Raw genomic sequence first — 17,545 nt, 5'->3', positions numbered from 1 at the left:
GATTTTAATAGACAAGTATGCATTTCTCCTCGCAATGTTACGACTAACAGAAGTAAAGCTCCCGCTTGATCATCCTGAAGATGAGATCAAGTCTGCCATCCTCAAAAAGCTGCAAATCACAGACGAAGATTTGATCGGCTATTCTATCTTCAAGCGTAGCTATGATGCCCGTAAGAAAGGAGAGATTACCCTTGTTTATATTCTGGATGTAGAAACGACTCAGGAAACTCATCTACTCAAGCGCCTGAAAAAAGATCCTCATCTGATGGCTACGCCAGACATGAGTTATCGCCCAGTGGCACAAGCACCGAGCAATTTGACGATTCGCCCCATCGTTATCGGTACTGGCCCTTGTGGCTTGTTTGCGGGTTTGATGCTGGCGCAAATGGGGTTCCGTCCCATCATTTTAGAGCGTGGCAAAAAAGTTCGCGATCGCACCGTTGATACTTTTGGCTTTTGGAAGAAAAAATCAGATTTCAACCCCGAATCTAATGCCCAGTTTGGCGAAGGTGGCGCGGGTACCTTCTCCGATGGCAAACTCTACAGTCAAGTCAAAGATCCTCAGCATTATGGGCGTAAGGTGTTGACCGAATTAGTCAATGCGGGAGCCTCACCGGAAATTTTATATATCAACAAACCGCACATTGGCACCTTCAAACTAGTTGGAATCGTCCAAAGTATGCGTGCCCAAATCGAATCCCTCGGCGGTGAAATTCGCTTTCAAAGCCGGGTGGAAGATATCAATATCGAAAATGGACAGGTGCGGGGAGTCACCCTCGCTAGTGGGGAATATATCGCCAGTGATTATGTAGTTTTGGCGGTAGGTCACAGTGCCCGCGATACCTTTCAAATGCTATTTGATCGTGGGGTTTACATAGAGGCAAAACCTTTTTCCATCGGCTTTCGGGTCGAACATCCCCAGTCTCTCATTGACCAATGTCGTTTCGGCGCTCAAGCGGGTCATAAACTTTTAGGTGCTGCCGATTACAAACTGGTTCACCACTGCCAAAATGGTCGTTCCGTCTATAGTTTTTGTATGTGTCCCGGAGGCTTGGTGGTTGCAGCCGCATCAGAACCGGGGCGACTTGTCACTAATGGGATGAGCCAATATTCTCGCAATGAGCGTAATGCCAATAGTGCGATCGTTGTGGGCATCACCCCCGAAGATTATCTGGGAAACGCCTTGGCGGGAATTGACTTGCAACGGCGCTTAGAAGAACGAGCTTTTAAATTGGGCGGTGGAACTTATGAAGCTCCAGGGCAGTTGGTGGGAGACTTTCTCAACCATCGCCCTTCTACAGCATTGGGCACTGTTAAGCCGTCTTATACACCGGGGGTAAATTTGGGTGATTTGAGTGATAGTTTACCAGATTATGCGATCGCTGCTATCCGTGAAGCCCTTCCCGCTTTTGATAAACAAATTAAAGGTTTTGCGATGGATGATGCCGTGTTGACTGGGGTGGAAACTCGCACCTCGTCACCGATTCGGATTAAACGCAATGAGGATTATCAGAGTTTAAATACAGTCGGTCTTTATCCGGCTGGGGAAGGCGCAGGATATGCAGGGGGAATCCTCTCGGCGGGTATCGATGGGATTAAAGTGGCGGAGGCTGTAGCTTTAAGTATTTTGCAAAATTGCGTAGTTTAGCGCCGTAGGCATCGTTATATCTGAAATATTGCCAATATCAAGCCCTACCTAGATACTTTCGAGGTAGGGCTTTTATTTTTATGGCTAGAGTCCATATGCAATCATGAGTTAAGCGCGATCGCAGTGGGAAATTTAGCCGAATGTTAAAGCTGGCTCTTCACAGAAGTTAAATAGAGCTGACTCACTTTCTGATTCATCTTCAAATACAGCAGAGATATACCATTCACAGGGCGAATCATTAGTATATTCAGCCCAAGTAATTGTTGCTGTTTCACCCGATGGAATTCCTGAATCACTCAAGGTAAATGAAGCCCACTCTTCATCATCCACAGATGCCCACAACTCTGTAATTGTTTGTTCGGTATCATTGGTAACGGTAAAGGTGAATTGGTCTGACATAAATATCCTTTTAGCGATAAATAAATTGCAGATTGTCAGTCACCGATTATACTGCCACTTTTTAAAAAAAATTGTCATAATAACCGCCAGAACATTTACTCAGAAGAAGTTTCAAGCTTTTTTTGCTCAATTTAAATTTATTAAAGAGTATTAAAAATATCACCGACTCATATTGATTGAGGGGGCGCGGGTATCTTATAATACTTCCAACAGTGGAGCCGCAGGGGATATTAGATTTCAGACTGACCAACTCTTAATGGTGCTGGTACTGGGCTTTTGCCACTAAAACTGTGGGTTCTACGGGCAAAGGCGGTAACATTACGGTGGGAGCAAAAATGGCTTTATTCCAGGATGATGCCGCGATCGCAGTGGGTTGTTAACAAAACTGCTGTAATTTAATCAGTAGTCAATTTTTCAACTTAGAATTTTGAATTTCTTATGTCTAACCTGCCACCACTCAATACAGAAACAATTTGGGCAATTCTTGACGAAAAGCTTGATGATGCCACAGTTAACCAGTTGCTATGGCATTATTTAGGCTATCGCTATGATTCCTCAACTGCACAATGGGACACTAGCCAAGTTGCATCAGAATGGCAGAATGAGTACCCACAACCACCAGATTTCATTGAATCTCGCCCCGCAACAGTCAAGTTGACTCGTTCCATTCCTGCTGAAAATAAACAAATGCTAAAAGAAAAACTGGGCTTCAAAGGTTACAAAATTGGGGAATTTGGGCCTCGGCAAACTCGCAGGGCAACGGCGGCGAATTGGTTATTAAGTTATCTGCAACAAACTAACGGCAAAATAGAGTAATTTTATCAGGAGATATTTGGCAAAAAATATCCTAGTTTTACCGAATATCTGCTGTATTAGAATTTCATAAAAAACTATTAGTTTATTGCAGTTGTATCCAATAGTATTTAAAAATATTAGACAAGCATGCAAAAGTCCCCTAACACCCCACCCCCAACCCCTAAGAGCTTGCGGGGAGGGAAGACTTTGACGTAAGTTATAGCAGTTATCGTTTACGTGAGTTACACCCGTAGGGGCACGGCATTGCCGTGCCCCTACACCTCGTGATGTAACGTTGTACTGCATCTGAATGGGAACCGCTATAAAGGCGGGGTGGGGTTCTTTTTTTTGATTTATGCAAGAAGTCTATTAGTTTTAAGTAGCTAGGCGTAAATAATTAAAGTTTGTAGTCAGGACTTTAGTCCTGATAATTGTTGTTTCGAGCGATGAATCGCTCACTACGAAATAGGATTGTATTTTATGTTTAATTAATTATGCCTACCTACTTATAGGCAAAATTTGCAACATAGCAAATCTATCTATTAGTCAATTAATAAATGCTACAAAAAGCTAAAAAAAACCAACATAGTTAAATTTTATAAAGTCTTTATCAGTTATTCCTGAAGATAGAAGCGCTCGCGATCTAATTATTTCTCTAGAGCGATTTGCAAATTCAATTGACCATCAGAGAATACTTCTATCAACCCTTGATATTACAAACACTTCTATGGCAAAGCCAATTGAATTCAATTTATTTGCACCTTACAACAAAGGAGCCGCATTAATTGGTTCTTTTTCTGATTGGCAAGAAATTCCAATGGAAAGAGGTGATGATGGTTATTTCCGCACAAGTGTTGAACTAGAAGATGGCGTTTATAAATATAAATTCCGCGTCCAGTCAAATTCATGGTTTTTTGAACCAGAACAATGGGTTGAGGTTACAGACCCCTATGCAACTGATATAGATGAACTGAGTGGAAAAGATGATGGTGTTATCCGGGTCAAAGATGGCGAAAGGATAACTGATACATACCTTTGGCAACATGATGATAAACCTTTACCTGCTGACCACGAATTAGTAATTTATGAATTGCACGTCGGAGACTTTTCTGGTGGTGAAGATGATCCTTATGCACGAGGTAAGTACAAACACATCATTGAAAAGTTAGATTATTTGTCTGAACTGGGAATCAACGCTCTTGAATTGATGCCACTTAAAGAATATCCTGGTGATTATAGCTGGGGTTATAATCCACGCCACTTCTTTGCAACAGAATCAAGTTATGGTTCGACTGCTGAGTTGAAACAATTGATTGATGAGTGTCACGCCAGAGGTATTCGTATAATTCTTGACGGAATTTATAACCACTCAGAAGCATCTGCTCCCTTAACACAAATTGATCACGATTATTGGTATCATCACGAACCTCGTGACCCTGATAATAACTGGGGACCTGAGTTTAATTACGAACATTATGACGAAAAATTAAAGATTCATCCAGCGTGGAAATTTACTGGTGAGGCAATCCGTTTCTGGATATCAGAATATCATCTTGATGGTATTCGCTATGATGCAGCACGGCAAATTGCTAACTACGACTTCATGCACTGGATTGTTCAGGAAGCCAAAAAAACTGCTGGTGCGAAGCCTTTTTATAACGTTGCAGAACACATTCCTGAAACTACCAGCATTACCAATGTAGATGGGCCAATGGATGGTTGCTGGCATGACAGTTTTTATCATTGCATTCTAGAACATATCTGCGGTGATACATTTGATTTAGAGCGTCTAAAAGATGTCATTGACTGTAAGCGCCAAGGCTTCTTGGGTGCCACCAATGTAGTAAATTACCTCACCAATCACGACCATAACCATATCATGGTCGAACTGGGGAACCGTGAGATTTTTAACGAAGAAGCCTTTAGGCGGGCTAAATTAGGAGTGGCCATCCTAATGACTGCTATTGGTGTACCTTTGATTTGGATGGGAGAGGAATTTGGTGAGTATAAACCTAAACAACCTGAATCATCGAAAATCGATTGGACGCTGTTAGGGAATGAGTTGAATCGTAGTTTATTTGAATCCTACAAAGGCTTAACCAACCTGCGTAAAAATAATCATGCTCTCTACACAGAAAATATTGATTTTATCCACGAAAATGCCGATACAAAAGTATTAGCTTATACTCGTTGGAATGATCAAGGTTCTCGTGTAGTCGTAATAGCAAATTTCTCAGAAAACTTCCTAGCTGGCTATCATGTTCCTAACTTTCCTAGCCCTGGTACATGGCACGAATGGACAGGCAATTATGATATAGAAGCTGGTGACGATGGCATCATAACTGACTTAGGGCCATACGAAGCTAAAGTTTTTGTATGGCAGTAATAATATACACTACCACTGAGTCAGTATAGCAATAGCAAGAAAAAGGGGGGAAATATTTCCCCTTTTTCAGTTATTATTTGATTCAAGTACAGTGTGATCTAGGACTAGCCCTTTTAAGGTCACTCAGAAAATCTCTGATTTCCTCTCTTTGCCTATGTAGTTTAAAAGTAATTTATCTAACCACAGAGGCGCAGAGAACACAGAGTAAAGAGGAATTCTTTGACCAAAATTTTTACCCACCTTGAAAGGGCTACTCCTATAATTATAAACTTGTCAAGCATAAAACAGGCTGTTTTAAAATCTGATAGGTTTGTGTTACACTTCTCATGAAGTGCGTATGTAAAACTGCCAGAGCATCACCATGCACAATAAATTATTTAATAGTAATATCGACAACGCTAACATCGAGAACGATCGCATCTTGTTAACTCCCAATGAGGTCAAATCAAAATTACCTTTAACACCATTAGCCGAACAAAGAGTTTTAGAATATAGGCAGGAAATAGAACATATCCTGGATTTTCAGGATCGCCGAAAATTTATAGTAGTTGGACCCTGCTCAATCCACGACCCCAAAGCAGCGCTCGAATATTCTGAAAGATTAAAAATCTTGGCCGAGCGAGTTGAAGATAACCTGCTATTAATTATGCGAGTGTACTTTGAAAAACCAAGAACAACCGTAGGCTGGAAAGGGTTAATTAATGATCCAGATATGGATGATTCTTTCCATGTAGAGAATGGTTTATTAATTGCACGGGATCTACTATTAAAAATTACAGAATTGGGATTACCTGCTGGCACAGAAGCACTCGATCCAATCATACCTCAATATATTAGTGAACTGATTACATGGTCAGCAATTGGGGCACGCACGACCGAATCACAAACTCACCGCGAAATGGCAAGCGGACTTTCCATGCCTGTGGGTTTTAAAAACGGTACTGACGGCAATATTCAAGTAGCTTTGAATGCTTTACAATCAGCGACAAACCCGCATAATTTTCTGGGAATTAATCAAAACGGACAGGTTAGCGTCTTTCAAACTAAAGGTAATGGCTACGGTCACGTAATTTTAAGGGGAGGTACTCAACCCAACTTTGATGCAGCAAATGTCAAACTGGTAGAAGAGAAATTAAAACAGGCAAATTTACCACCGAGAATTGTTATTGACTGTAGCCACGGCAATACCAATAAAGACTACAAATTACAAGGTGCTGTCTTAGAAAATATTATTCAGCAAGTAGTGGATGGTAATACATCAATAGTTGGCATGATGCTGGAATCCCATTTGTATGAAGGTAGTCAACCAATTACTGGTAAACAAGATGAATTAAAATATGGTGTTTCTGTAACTGATAAATGTATTAGCTGGGAAGAAACCGAAAAAATTATTTTGGCTGCCCACGAAAAACTTAAATAAATACCATAGTGGGGTAAGCAAGCGATCGCTACTGTTACCCATAACCCCTACCAGCTAGCAGCCGATATCTACGGGATCAGTTTTCTGACTGCTGATAAGATTGCCCGTAACTTAGGAGTTGCACCCGATTCCGAATTTAGATACTGCCCTGGACTTGTTCATGCTTTGAGCGAAGCTGCCGAGGACGGGCATTGTTACTTACCTCAAGTAGAACTGATTGAGTCAGTGATTAAACTGCTGACTACTGAGGATCACCAGCCAACAGAAGATGCGGATATGGCATTAAGGGATTAGCCAAGCTTTCGGTATTTTGGGATTTCTCTGACTAGCACAGCCAGCATTATACCAACAGCCCATCAACCTTGGTTATATAGCAGATTTCATCGATATCACCAACCAGGCAGCACTCTGTTTACCTGTTGTTAGCCACCATCCCTCGATAAATTTAGCTGGCCATAAACGTTGATACTAAATGTAAATTCAATATCAATGTAGTTCTTGCGATATCCTGTGGGCAAAGGTGCAAAAGGTGCAGATCGCTGTATCGCATTCATTGCTACTTCATCAGTCACACGAGATCCAGAGGTTTGTACAATATTGAGATTGTTAACTTCACCTGAACGATTAATAGTGAAGTTAAGCACCGTTCGCCGATTAGACTGGCTCATTCCTGGTAGCCACTGCTGCTGAACGCGTTGCTTTAATTTGTTTAAGTAAGAGGTGAGGTCTACATCTTGACTGCTGGCATCAACACCAGAAGTCCCAATGCGATCGCGGTTGGAATTAGGCACAGCTGCAAGTTGATCGCCGCGATAATTCTGACTAGATACACCCACAGTACCACCCAACAAACTTGCTGCACCTGTTTTTAGAGATGACTGAGCTTGAGTCGGTGTTCGCCTACTGAATCCAACTCTCGACTGCCTTAACTTCTTCGGACTCCTGGGTACTGGTAGTGTTGTAGCTCTTTCAAGTGCTGTTTTTCCCAATTGTGCTGGCTGTGGCGTAGTAATCGGTGCTACTGCAATTTTTTGAGCGTTAGGTACTTGTTTTGGGTTAAGTACTAAAGGTGTTGTCAAAGGCGCTGTTTTCAGAAGCGGAACTGGCTGTGGCGTAGTAATCGGTGCTACTGCAATTTTTTGAGCGTTAGGTACTTGTTTTGGGTTAAGTACTAAAGGTATTTGCTTTGGGTTAGGTGCTGTTTTAAAAAATGGAACTGGCAGTGGTGTGGTCATTGGTGCTACTGCAATTTTTTGAGAGTTAGGTACTTGTATCTCGCTTGCAGATGCTGATGCCGTTTTTGGAGATTTGAATTGCGGTTGTTGACCAAATCGATTTGGTAATTCCGTTTTCTGCTGCTGCCGTCCTGTCTGGAGTACCTTGAGAGGAGATGAGGCTGTTAAGTCAAAAGAACGCTCATTATCGGCTTTCTGTCCTGCCAGATTCCCTGACTTCACCCCCAAAACAGGTCTTTCTGGCAAAGCTTTACCACCGGCAAGAGAATTTTTGGTAGCCCTCAATGAGGTTTGAGGAGTTATGTCTGTTTTCTGAGGAGGAACTTCAACTATCTCGATTGGAATCTCTTGGCTAATTTCTTGCTTCGGCTCAGGTATCAAAGCTCTGTACCAATATTTGCTCCCCACTAAAAAAATAGAGTGTAGCAGGATAGAAGTAACTACACATTGGAGCATATTGAGAGGGCGCACACTCCGATGGTACAGAAATTTATCAGATGAAGCCATGTGATTGTACTTTCTTTAATAGCATCCTCAGCAGTCTATTTATAGAGTACAAGTTTCTGTTATTTTCGGTTGTCTATAATTCCTCGCACAAGGGCATCAAGGAGAAATTTGAGCGACTGCACCGTGTTCAAGTCAGTCAGTTCCCCATTTGCGTTTAGTTTTTTACCAATAAACGAGATAGTTACTGACCCACCTTCGACAAGATTTGCGGCTAAGGCAGTCAGCGTCAGCACTAGTGAAGCATGAGCTTTTGAACCTCCCAATTCTGAAGGAGATGCACTGATAGTAGCTACTGGCTTGCCTACTAACTCACCTGATGAAACGATCCAATCCAGTGCGTTCTTCAGGACACCTGGCATTCCGTAAGCATACTCCGGTGTACTAATTATTACTCCATCATATTTCTCCAGCACCGCGCGCCAATCTCTTACAGACGTGGGCAAAGTATCACCATCAAGTTCAGGAGTAAAGTGTGGCAGATCAGCTAACCCTTTGGTTGACTGCGTTGCGGTTAAGATTGTGGTTTCTTATATTGCAACAACAGAGCTAGCAACATGAAGCCATCGTGGAGAACTGGCATCATTTTAACCGCGATCGCCGGAGCTATCATCACCGCTATCTTGATTTTCCAAAGAACTAACCAGCCATCGATTGCGCTTACTGAAGAATGGATAGCTACTCAAGTGGCAGATGGGGAAAGCATCATAGTCCGCCTTTCCTAATGGCAGCCAAATGTCAGTTGAGCTTTGTGGAATTGATGCCCCGGAATGGTAGCTAGCTTGGTGCACTTCTCTACGAGACGCTCCGCGAACGGCAAGGCTCAGTGACCACCGTAGGCATCGCCCCCTGGACTAACATTTACTCGCTTGTATTTTGGGCGATCGCTGGAATGTTTTTTCATAACATCAACTTCTTGCCATTGCTCCGTGTCATTGCTTTCCCATTTTCAAAGAGGAAAGGAGCGATCGCACCCATTCTGAAGGGAAGACTAACAGTAGGAGCGTAGCTTGCCGCCAACTCTTGGAGACGCTCTGCTGGCCCATTCAGTCTCTATTTATGATGTTGAACATCGTAAAGGGCACGCTTAGTCGCTTTGAGTGCAGCATCGATATGCACAAGAGAACGATGTTGTAAGCCCCGGGCTGTTGGATCGTCTTCCTCACGCCTGACATCGGAATGCACTTTCTTCAATATTTCTTCTGCCTTGTGTAACCGTCCAGGATGATTATTGGGGACATCGACATTTGGATGCTCGTGGATGTCTTTGCCATCATCAATAGATGCCTTCTTAATGTCGTTAATAGTGTAATCTATCTGCCCAATTGCAACATCTTCTTGTCTACTAACGGCAGCATCGCCTGGGCGATGTTCCAGCAACCACCGTGCAGTGCGTAAATCAGTCAGGGCGTGCAGGTAATAAGGATGCTTCCCTGGCAAGTCGGCATACGCAGATCCCGAAGTCATCAAGAGACTGTTACCTAGAACGACTGCTACTAGTCCTGTGAAGATACTAATCGAAGGAACTTTATGCTTGCTCATATTTGTGAATGATGGATTCAAAACTTGTCTACATTATTTAGACTTCCTGGTTTCACAAAAGGTTTAATTAGATTTACGTCAATGTGATGTAGTTAATATGTCAATCTTGTGGCTCGTGCCCTCTGCCTGATTTGGAAGCAGTTATGTAATAAATTTGACTAAAATTGTGCTTTGCTCCAGAAAGGCAGATGGCGTGCGACGTGGCTCAATCTCAAATCCGAAATCCCAAATTGAATCACTCACCTTCACTCAAGCGAACGCGAGCCGCGTTTCATAGAGAGGAAAGCATCCAAGCGATCGCTCTCCCGATTCCAGCGAGGAAAACCCAAGCGATACCTGCGGTGGGCTATTCGGCGTCGCTCCTCAGAATTCACCACTCGTTTAGAGACAGTATTAGGTAAAGTGGCAGTAATTTGATTGTGTTTATCCTTCACTTTAGCTAGCTTATCTAGTACAAAAGCACTCCTCTGGTAGCGAATGGGGAATTAGGTGTTACACGATCGCTTCAGTTCTTTGAAAAGCAACCGACAACCGTAGGCGGCTGTTTGGGAGATCACCAAATTACCAAATCCCTTCTTGACTTGGTTTTGTTTCACCCCAGGGGCGATATCTTCTGCGGACATCGATGCGGTTAAACTCAACTGCATGGTTTGGAGTGTGAGTTTAAGAGTTGCTTCTAGCTGTGGTTGCAAATCCTTTGACACCATTGGAATCAGATTTTTGATTTGGTGTCCGACTACGTAATATGAGCAAGAAGTATGGCGAGGCCAAAGAAGCTGGCGGACGACGCAAAGAACGTGTCCCTATTCCTAAGCAAGAAGGATTGGGATCTATTCGAGACGCGGGCGAAAGCGATGGGATTGAGCAGGGCGGACTTGGTAGCCAAGATAGCGAGGGGGGACATACCGTTAGGTCAGGCATCTCCCTCGCTGGAGAAAGCGATATTGGAAAAGTATTAGAGCGACTTGAGTTATTAGAACAAGGTTTCAAATTTTATGTTGGTTCTCATCGCCAACGTCTTGAAGCTCGACTTGACGAGAATAAGAATTTTGCAGACTCATTTGACGAAGGAATGAGACTGATCAAGACAGAACTCTACAACATAGCCGCTCAGTCGCTCGAAAAACCTGAAGAACCCGAATAAAACCGTCCTGCCTGCAAAGGTAAGACGGTTTTGTTTTTTGCGATCGCACCTCGGCTTCATACAGTGCGATCGCTTTTGACCAATGACTAATAACTAATGACCAATGAAGAAAAAACCAGTAACTCTCCGAGTAGCTAAAAACCTGGCTCTATTTGAGCTACAAGACTTTATCGACTTTCTTCACGCGGTCGATCCGGAATTAAATCCCGATGAACTGACATCGCTAACAGCGTTTGTAGTACACAGTTTACCGAAAATGTTTACAACCAGCCCCGAAATGCTAAATCTTCTCAAGGAGATAGCGCAAGCTATAAAGAATCAGCGCAAGTAGCGCGAATGACTATTCAAAAGAAAAACAAAAAGCCACCTGTAGATTTAGCGATTAAGGTGGCTCTCTGAACATTAGCTAATAGTAATTATGACACAAAACGCATTAAATAAATCACTTCCTTGGACTGAAGAACACGAGGCATTCTGCTACAAACATCATATTTGCCCTGCTGCTAAATCACTTTGGCAATGGCTAATGCGACAGGGTTTAATCGCAGAAGAAGTAGAGCCAGATTTATCAGAATTCAATGCCATTTTATGCCGGCATTGTGGAATTGCCTAGTTTAATTTTCTGGGGATTCTGAGTAGAGGCGTAATTTGGCAACACTTGATTTAATTTTGCTTGATTTAGATGCAGATGATCTGACAACACGGCAGAGATAACATCCCGAAAATCAGTGGTAATAGCTAAGTCCCTACCTTGGTAAAGTTCGGCTGTAGATAGACCAGGCCATTCACCATAAACTTTACCACCGCGAATTTTACCGCCCAAAACCCACATAACATTCCCATGACCGTGGTCAGTACCACCGTTATCATTTTGCTTGACTGTACGACCAAACTCGGACATGACAACAATGGTTGTATTCTGGTAAACGCTCCCCAAACCATCAACCAAAGTTGCTAAACCTGAACCCAATTTTTTTAAGTTCCGAGCTAATTGTCCTTGAGTGCTACCTTGATTCACATGGGTATCCCAACCCCCCAAAGCCATAAACCCTAACTCAATTCTGGGGTCTTTGACCATTAGTTGCGCCAATCGTTGGGCATCACTGGCGAAGCCATCAGGTAAAGGCGCACCATTATTCGCCATTTTCATTTCACTATCCAGGTCATTCACGATCGCTTGATGCGCCATCCGTCCTTGGCGATAGGTCTGACTTAGGGTATCATTACCCCCATAAAGCTGGTCAAATGCTGCTGCTAATTGAGGACGATCTATTGGCAGAGGTCTGGTAGCATTTCTCCCTGATGCGATGTTAGCTACAGGCATCCGACCAGAAAAAATCCAGGGTGTTGTTTCTCCGACACTTATTGCTTGGATGGGTGTTTTTTGAGAAATTACCCCTAGTAAACGATTCATCCAACCATCCTGAGTATGTTTGTCACCAGGGGTAGCGTTTTCCATGTATTGTTGAGCATCAAAGTGAGAGCGAGTTGGATCGGGGGAACCACAAGCATGAACAAATGCTAGACTGTTCCCCTTCCAGAAGGGCATCAAAGAATCTAACGCTGGATGCAACCCAAAGCGCCCATCTAAATCTAAGACACCCCCTTCCTTCCCTGGTTGGGGAATGGCAATTTGCGGTCGGGCTTGATAGTAAGCTGTTTCTGAATAAGGAACTACAACGTTTAAACCGTCTACTGCCCCCCGGAGGAAAATTACAATTAAGCGTTTGCGATCGCTATTGTCGGTAGCGGATCTAGCTACAATAACATTGCTACCTATGGCTGTGATGGCGGCGGCTGAAAAAATTCCACTTTGGATGAGAAAATTACGTCTTTTCATCTTTAAAAGTACTGAATTATGACTGTTTTCAATTCGGTAGAATACAAGTGATCTGTGCTAGGAAGGCATATTGCATCTCAGCTGCTATGGCTGAGGTACAAGAACCCCACCCCCAACCCCCTCCCCGCTCTTCGAGAGGGGACTATGATGTACCTAAATATTGATTAGGTAAAGAAAACGCTATATATTGAGTTATGAGTTTAGTTTTGTAACTGATAACTAACGCTGCATAAATTCTGGACTGCCCAAAATTAAAGCACTACGGATTTGAGAGTCACTAGAGGCGATCGCCTTTTGGGTTTTCACTGAAAAAGAATTGCCCAATGTATTGGTTAGTTGCCAAGCATCTACAGGAATACTGGGAGACTTTTGTAGTGTTCTGTCACCCTGTTGCATATCTGTTGGGATGCTTGATAAGGGTAAATTGCCATTGGCGATCGCAGTCGCAAAGCTCAGGCGGCGGTTCATCGCATCAGGATTTAACCACACATCTGCTGTATTTTTGTAACCGTCTGGAGTTGGACACCGATATAGAGGCATTGCTAACTGTTGCAGCAGATTAGAGATTGGTTTGGTGTTATTCACTTCCATACCTGTGGCTCGCACCGCCGAGATCGCGTATTGATATGGTGTTTTAAACTTGGCATTAAAGTTTTTTGTATCCCAGAATTCCTCGCTGTGGAATAGGGTGTTGAGAACCTCACGAATATTGCCATCAGTGGCAAGATAACGTTGTGTGAGATGATTTACCAGGGTAGTGGGGGGGCGATCGCTAACAAAATATTGAGCTATTTGATAGCTGATGTGACGTGCAGTTGTTGGACTTTGAGCCAAAATATCTAGAGCTTCCTCACCTTCGGCTTCACCACCGCCTTTAATTGTGTGTCCCAGAAAAACTTTATCGCTAGAATCATGACGCTTCGGGTTGAAATAAAATCCGAAATTATTATCTGTCTGCTGACCGGCACGACTGAAACCCCAGCCACTCAAAATCCGCGCTAGAGCAATTACATCTTGCTGAGTATAACCGCCATCTACGCCGAGAGTGTGCAATTCCATCAATTCGCGGGCATAGTTCTCATTCAAACCTCGGATATTTCCCTGAGCATCGGGGCGGCTGTCAGCCCGATTTTGGAAGTTGTCTAGATAATACTGCATAGCTGGATGATGAGCTGTTGCCCCCAACAGATCACGAAAGCGAGCTAAAGCGTAAGGTCGAATCGCCTGTTGTTCATAAGCTCCTACCCAGAGGCCATCGCGTCCTTTACCAGCATCGACATTAAAATGGTTATACCAAAACTCCACCATCACTTCCTGGAGTTGTCGGGGACTACTAGTTGCCTCTAATAACCGCGCCTGGACTGCCTGATCTAGCACCTGTTTAGCCCACTTGTTGGCAGCTTTTATTTCTTCCTGGCTGGGTTTTTGTCCTGGGAGATGAGTTGTGCCATGTTCTGATAGTTCCACTGGATTCAAGTGGAGAGTATCTAGCTGGTTTAGTTGGCTGGTGAGACTTTGCGGTTCGGGAATGGAATCAGGTGAGAGTTGCTCTTGAATGTATCGCTCTACACCCATAGATTCCACTCTTTGCACATCACCGGGGCGAGGGCCAAAGCTGAGGCGATTAATTATATGTAATACTTTTGGCTCAACAGGTGTGGAGGCTGCATAACTGGGGTCAATTCCCCCCAGTAAGATAAACAGCAACAACACCCAATATTTAGGCTTCACAGTCATAGAGTTAATTGTGCTGTGCTGGGGGTGGAGGATTTTTCTTATACATCCGATCGGCAAATTTCAGCCGCTGCTCTGGGTTCAAGATTTCCCGAATCGCAAGGGTATTTTCAAACTGGACATCAGCAAGCTGCTGCTTTACAAGCTTGATTTGGTTATATTTACCAAGCACTTGCTCTTTAGTAGCTGTGCCGGCGATCAAGTCATGTAATTCTTGTTGCTCTTGACGGATCATCTGTGATTTTTCGGCTATCTGTTGTTTGGATTGATTATGAATTTGCTTAATCTGTTGCAATTGCTGGGATGTCAAATTTAAATCCTTGAGCCATCCCCCTGATTTACCAGCATTTGTCCGAGGTACGCTTGTGGGGGTTTGGGCAATGATTTGGCGTGAAAGTAAAGTTGGCTTGGCTAGAGTAATGGTGCTACTCAGGGCAATCATGGCGATCGCCAAAATGGAAACACGACGTATTAACATCAAAGCGATCTCCTATTCACTATCTAATTCTGTAAAATGCCATATATCACTTCCCAGATGTTCGCTACTGGCTGTAGCTTGCCAATTGCTTTCAATAAAAGTTTCCAATGAGGCCAGTTCAGCCGGACTTGGTTGAGGAGGTATCAAGGCACGGTAGCCAACTATTGCAGCAGCTACTAATCCAGCAGCAAGAGCAGGCAGAACTAACCTCAGCCTGGAATAGTTGCGTAAGGGTGCTTGAGGCCAAGTTTTCACCTGTTGTAAAATTTGTTGTTCTAAATCAGGCGAGGCTGGCGGAACTTCTGGACAATGTTGAGATAGAAAATTAATTAGGTCAGAATCATCATTAGGTAAATGAGTCATAGCTGCACCCCTTGGTTTTGGAGAAATTGACGCATAGCAGCACGAGCATGGAATAGTCGTGATTTGACTGTTCCCAGGGGAATATCCAGGATTTTTGCTACCTCTTTTTGAGGTACTTCTTCCAAATCATGCAAAACCAAGATCGTGCGATGGTCAAAGCTGAGATTTGCTAGTCCCCGTTGCACAAGGTCTTGATAATGCATATTCATTAACTCTGGGGCTTCCTGTTGGGTAGGAGTTTTTTCACTCAGAATTTTTAATTGAGTTCGCCTTTGAACATCTGCCTGTCGCTGGTCACAAGCCACATTCCAAGCGATTCGGTACAGCCAGGTAGAGAATTTTGCTGTTTGGCGAAACTTGGGCAATCCTTTCCAGGCTTGCAGAAACACATCCTGCACTACATCGTCGAGAGACGCTGGAGTGCATAGTTTGTAGAGGATTGACCTCACTCTTTGCTGATGGCGACGGTAAAGCTGACCGTAGCTTTGGGTATCACCCCGTAGGCACTGCTGTACCAGATAACTGTCAGATTCGCTTTCAGATTCGCTAATGAATTGATTTCCTTTTGAAACCTTGGCTGGCACAACTAACACCTGAGGCGTTCTCCCCTATCCGTTTCGTTGCTTGTATTTATTAGACCGGATGAATGAGAAAAAGGTTCAAATGGGTTAGAAGTTTTGGCAGAGGCAAAATCTGTTCAAGGTAACTGTGGCTCTCAAGAATTACTGATCGTTTATCGTACTCAGTACTGAATCCTGAGCGAGAAATATAAAAAGAGCTAAAACGTGTAATTTCTGAATATAAACCACGTCTATTTTGAAACCCGTAGTTCTTCGGTGATGAAAAGGATTTACCCTCATCCCTCAACCCCTTCTCCCAAATTTGGGAGAAGGGGAGCGAATTTCAAAGTCCCTCTCCTAAGCTTGGGAGAGGGATTTAGGGTGAGGGCGAAAACTACATGCAGTTATCAACTTCGATAAGGTTTACAGCAGATTGCGCTCTCATCGAATACACGTAGAGACGTAGCAGTGCTACGTCTCTACAAGGTTTTGGGTTTTATATATGTACTTCATTTACCTGAAATCTGCTGTATATGACGATCCAGAGCCACGCGACACAACAAGCAATTAAAAACACGGCTGATATCTTTTGAACAGAAATGTTTCGTGCAGTCCCCACCTAAAAATACTATAAAAATATCTACATTTGAGGTGGGGTAAGCGAAACCAGTATAAAACGCGCAGCAACAGCTATTCTTTCATGCTATTATTCTAAGAATTAGTTTTTGCGGTACTGTAAAAGCTTTATAGCTGGAGACATAGACCAATTTCACTAATTATTTATAATCAGTAAAAAGTATTACTAATAATGACTTTTTACTAGGGTGTTCGGAAGCGAAAGTTCTAACGACACACTGAGAACGCCAGTAGCCCTGGTAACGCTCAAGAAGTATTTCAGCTTCTTAGCGCACTAATCCCCATGTATAATCTTTGATTTAGATGGGGTGCGTTCAAATAGGTCTCCCGTAATTGAACCTTTTGTGAAAGAAAGAAGTCTAAAACTATAGATTTCTGGTTCAATCAAAGGTATATCTTTATGAACATGAAAAGAATTCTCTCATCTTGTTTGTTAGGCGTCTTGCTAACTTCGAGTGTTTTAGCAGAGCGTGCATCTGCTCAAGTAGAAGTCATTTTGGGAAACAATCATCGACATGAGTGGCGTGAACGAGAACAAGAAAGGCTAGTATTTCTACGTAGAGAGCGTGAAGAACGTGAGCGCCGTGAATGGCGACGTAGAGAACATGAGAAACGTGAATGGCGTGAGAGACATGAGTATGAGCATCGGTACTAAATCACTCTCAGTTAAGAGATTAGCACTGAATAGACTAGACTGATAAAAAGTAGAAGGGGGAAGCAGTAATTAGTCAGACACAATTAGTTAAACGATGTCATTGCAAAGGTCGCGTTCGCGGTAGCCTCTAGTAGAGAAGCGGAATGAAGTAATTATTTCTTCTCTACGAGAGGCTATGCCAACCCTCGTAATGACTGTAAATATTT

General features: G+C 43.2%; 21 protein-coding genes and 1 pseudogene. 11 read left to right on the top strand and 11 right to left on the bottom strand.

Going from position 1 to position 17,545, the window contains the following annotated elements; genetic code table 11:
- The first annotated feature begins 34 nt into the window (after window positions 1-34).
- Window positions 35-1,648, top strand: coding sequence for an NAD(P)/FAD-dependent oxidoreductase (locus tag V7K97_RS15880; RefSeq protein WP_334801994.1), 1,614 nt, complete (start codon window positions 35-37; stop codon window positions 1,646-1,648).
- Between the two features lie 132 nt (window positions 1,649-1,780).
- Here V7K97_RS15880 and V7K97_RS15875 read toward each other — a convergent pair whose 3' ends face one another.
- Entirely contained in the window at window positions 1,781-2,047 is a 267-nt protein-coding gene (locus V7K97_RS15875) for a hypothetical protein (RefSeq protein ID WP_334801993.1), read from the bottom strand.
- 438 nt (window positions 2,048-2,485) lie between these two features.
- Between V7K97_RS15875 and V7K97_RS15870 the strand changes: the two genes are divergently transcribed.
- The 4 genes and pseudogenes from V7K97_RS15870 to V7K97_RS15855 all read left to right on the top strand — a co-directional run.
- Complete coding sequence (locus V7K97_RS15870; protein WP_334801992.1) at window positions 2,486-2,863, top strand: DUF1823 family protein; 378 nt, start codon at window positions 2,486-2,488, stop codon at window positions 2,861-2,863.
- Window positions 2,864-3,569: 706 nt separating this feature from the next.
- Window positions 3,570-5,228 carry an alpha-amylase family glycosyl hydrolase gene (locus V7K97_RS15865; RefSeq protein WP_334801991.1) on the top strand — a complete coding sequence of 553 codons (1,659 nt, stop codon included), beginning with the start codon at window positions 3,570-3,572 and terminating at the stop codon, window positions 5,226-5,228.
- Window positions 5,229-5,589: 361 nt separating this feature from the next.
- Window positions 5,590-6,648 (top strand): 3-deoxy-7-phosphoheptulonate synthase, encoded by a 1,059-nt coding sequence (locus V7K97_RS15860; protein WP_334801990.1) that lies wholly within the window; start codon window positions 5,590-5,592, stop codon window positions 6,646-6,648.
- Between the two features lie 18 nt (window positions 6,649-6,666).
- Window positions 6,667-6,921: pseudogene (locus tag V7K97_RS15855) on the top strand (helix-hairpin-helix domain-containing protein); the annotation flags it as partial.
- A 149-nt stretch (window positions 6,922-7,070) separates the two neighbouring features.
- Here V7K97_RS15855 and V7K97_RS15850 read toward each other — a convergent pair.
- The gene (locus V7K97_RS15850) at window positions 7,071-8,264 is read right to left on the bottom strand and encodes an energy transducer TonB (RefSeq protein ID WP_334801989.1); all 1,194 of its coding nucleotides are present in this window, start codon (window positions 8,262-8,264) and stop codon (window positions 7,071-7,073) included.
- A gap of 185 nt (window positions 8,265-8,449) precedes the next feature.
- On the bottom strand, window positions 8,450-8,869 hold the full coding sequence (locus V7K97_RS15845) for an NADPH-dependent FMN reductase (protein WP_334802015.1): 420 nt from the start codon (window positions 8,867-8,869) through the stop codon (window positions 8,450-8,452).
- A gap of 75 nt (window positions 8,870-8,944) precedes the next feature.
- On the opposite strand from V7K97_RS15845, the gene V7K97_RS15840 reads away from it, so the two are divergent.
- Entirely contained in the window at window positions 8,945-9,112 is a 168-nt protein-coding gene (locus V7K97_RS15840; RefSeq protein ID WP_334801988.1) for a hypothetical protein, read from the top strand.
- Window positions 9,113-9,213: 101 nt separating this feature from the next.
- Entirely contained in the window at window positions 9,214-9,396 is a 183-nt protein-coding gene (locus V7K97_RS15835) for a hypothetical protein (RefSeq protein ID WP_334801987.1), read from the top strand.
- 44 nt (window positions 9,397-9,440) lie between these two features.
- Here V7K97_RS15835 and V7K97_RS15830 read toward each other — a convergent pair whose 3' ends face one another.
- The 3 genes from V7K97_RS15830 to V7K97_RS15820 all read right to left on the bottom strand — a co-directional run bounded on the left by V7K97_RS15830 (window position 9,441) and on the right by V7K97_RS15820 (window position 10,636).
- A complete protein-coding gene (locus tag V7K97_RS15830; RefSeq protein ID WP_334801986.1) occupies window positions 9,441-9,929 on the bottom strand; it encodes a hypothetical protein in 489 nt (162 codons plus the stop codon).
- 245 nt (window positions 9,930-10,174) lie between these two features.
- Window positions 10,175-10,363, bottom strand: coding sequence for a hypothetical protein (locus tag V7K97_RS15825; RefSeq protein ID WP_334801985.1), 189 nt, complete (start codon window positions 10,361-10,363; stop codon window positions 10,175-10,177).
- 51 nt (window positions 10,364-10,414) lie between these two features.
- Complete coding sequence (locus V7K97_RS15820) at window positions 10,415-10,636, bottom strand: hypothetical protein (protein WP_334801984.1); 222 nt, start codon at window positions 10,634-10,636, stop codon at window positions 10,415-10,417.
- A 38-nt stretch (window positions 10,637-10,674) separates the two neighbouring features.
- Between V7K97_RS15820 and V7K97_RS15815 the strand changes: the two genes are divergently transcribed.
- From V7K97_RS15815 to V7K97_RS15805, 3 genes are all read left to right on the top strand, one after another.
- On the top strand, window positions 10,675-11,073 hold the full coding sequence (locus V7K97_RS15815; protein ID WP_334801983.1) for a hypothetical protein: 399 nt from the start codon (window positions 10,675-10,677) through the stop codon (window positions 11,071-11,073).
- Between the two features lie 103 nt (window positions 11,074-11,176).
- Entirely contained in the window at window positions 11,177-11,404 is a 228-nt protein-coding gene (locus V7K97_RS15810) for a hypothetical protein (protein WP_334801982.1), read from the top strand.
- A gap of 87 nt (window positions 11,405-11,491) precedes the next feature.
- Complete coding sequence (locus V7K97_RS15805) at window positions 11,492-11,686, top strand: hypothetical protein (protein WP_334801981.1); 195 nt, start codon at window positions 11,492-11,494, stop codon at window positions 11,684-11,686.
- Here V7K97_RS15805 and V7K97_RS15800 read toward each other — a convergent pair.
- The 5 genes from V7K97_RS15800 to V7K97_RS15780 all read right to left on the bottom strand — a co-directional run bounded on the left by V7K97_RS15800 (window position 11,660) and on the right by V7K97_RS15780 (window position 16,081).
- On the bottom strand, window positions 11,660-12,913 hold the full coding sequence (locus V7K97_RS15800; protein ID WP_334801980.1) for a DUF1501 domain-containing protein: 1,254 nt from the start codon (window positions 12,911-12,913) through the stop codon (window positions 11,660-11,662). The two genes, V7K97_RS15805 and V7K97_RS15800, sit on opposite strands and share 27 nt — an antisense overlap.
- Before the next feature lie 219 nt (window positions 12,914-13,132).
- On the bottom strand, window positions 13,133-14,650 hold the full coding sequence (locus V7K97_RS15795; RefSeq protein ID WP_334801979.1) for a DUF1800 domain-containing protein: 1,518 nt from the start codon (window positions 14,648-14,650) through the stop codon (window positions 13,133-13,135).
- A gap of 4 nt (window positions 14,651-14,654) precedes the next feature.
- Entirely contained in the window at window positions 14,655-15,125 is a 471-nt protein-coding gene (locus tag V7K97_RS15790; protein ID WP_334801978.1) for a Spy/CpxP family protein refolding chaperone, read from the bottom strand.
- A gap of 12 nt (window positions 15,126-15,137) precedes the next feature.
- Window positions 15,138-15,488 (bottom strand): hypothetical protein, encoded by a 351-nt coding sequence (locus V7K97_RS15785; protein WP_334801977.1) that lies wholly within the window; start codon window positions 15,486-15,488, stop codon window positions 15,138-15,140.
- Window positions 15,485-16,081, bottom strand: a complete 597-nt coding sequence (locus tag V7K97_RS15780; RefSeq protein ID WP_334801976.1) for a sigma-70 family RNA polymerase sigma factor — start codon at window positions 16,079-16,081, stop codon at window positions 15,485-15,487. The genes V7K97_RS15785 and V7K97_RS15780 overlap by 4 nt, the downstream gene beginning before the upstream one ends.
- A 1,003-nt stretch (window positions 16,082-17,084) precedes the next feature.
- On the opposite strand from V7K97_RS15780, the gene V7K97_RS15775 reads away from it, so the two are divergent.
- Complete coding sequence (locus tag V7K97_RS15775) at window positions 17,085-17,339, top strand: hypothetical protein (RefSeq protein ID WP_334801975.1); 255 nt, start codon at window positions 17,085-17,087, stop codon at window positions 17,337-17,339.
- The last annotated feature ends 206 nt before the right edge of the window (window positions 17,340-17,545 follow it).

This window comes from Nostoc sp., from assembly GCF_036917815.1.
Taxonomy (GTDB): domain Bacteria; phylum Cyanobacteriota; class Cyanobacteriia; order Cyanobacteriales; family Nostocaceae; genus Nostoc.
The sequence above is the reverse complement of the archived record's forward strand: the minus strand, read 5'-3'. Positions and strand labels throughout refer to the sequence as shown.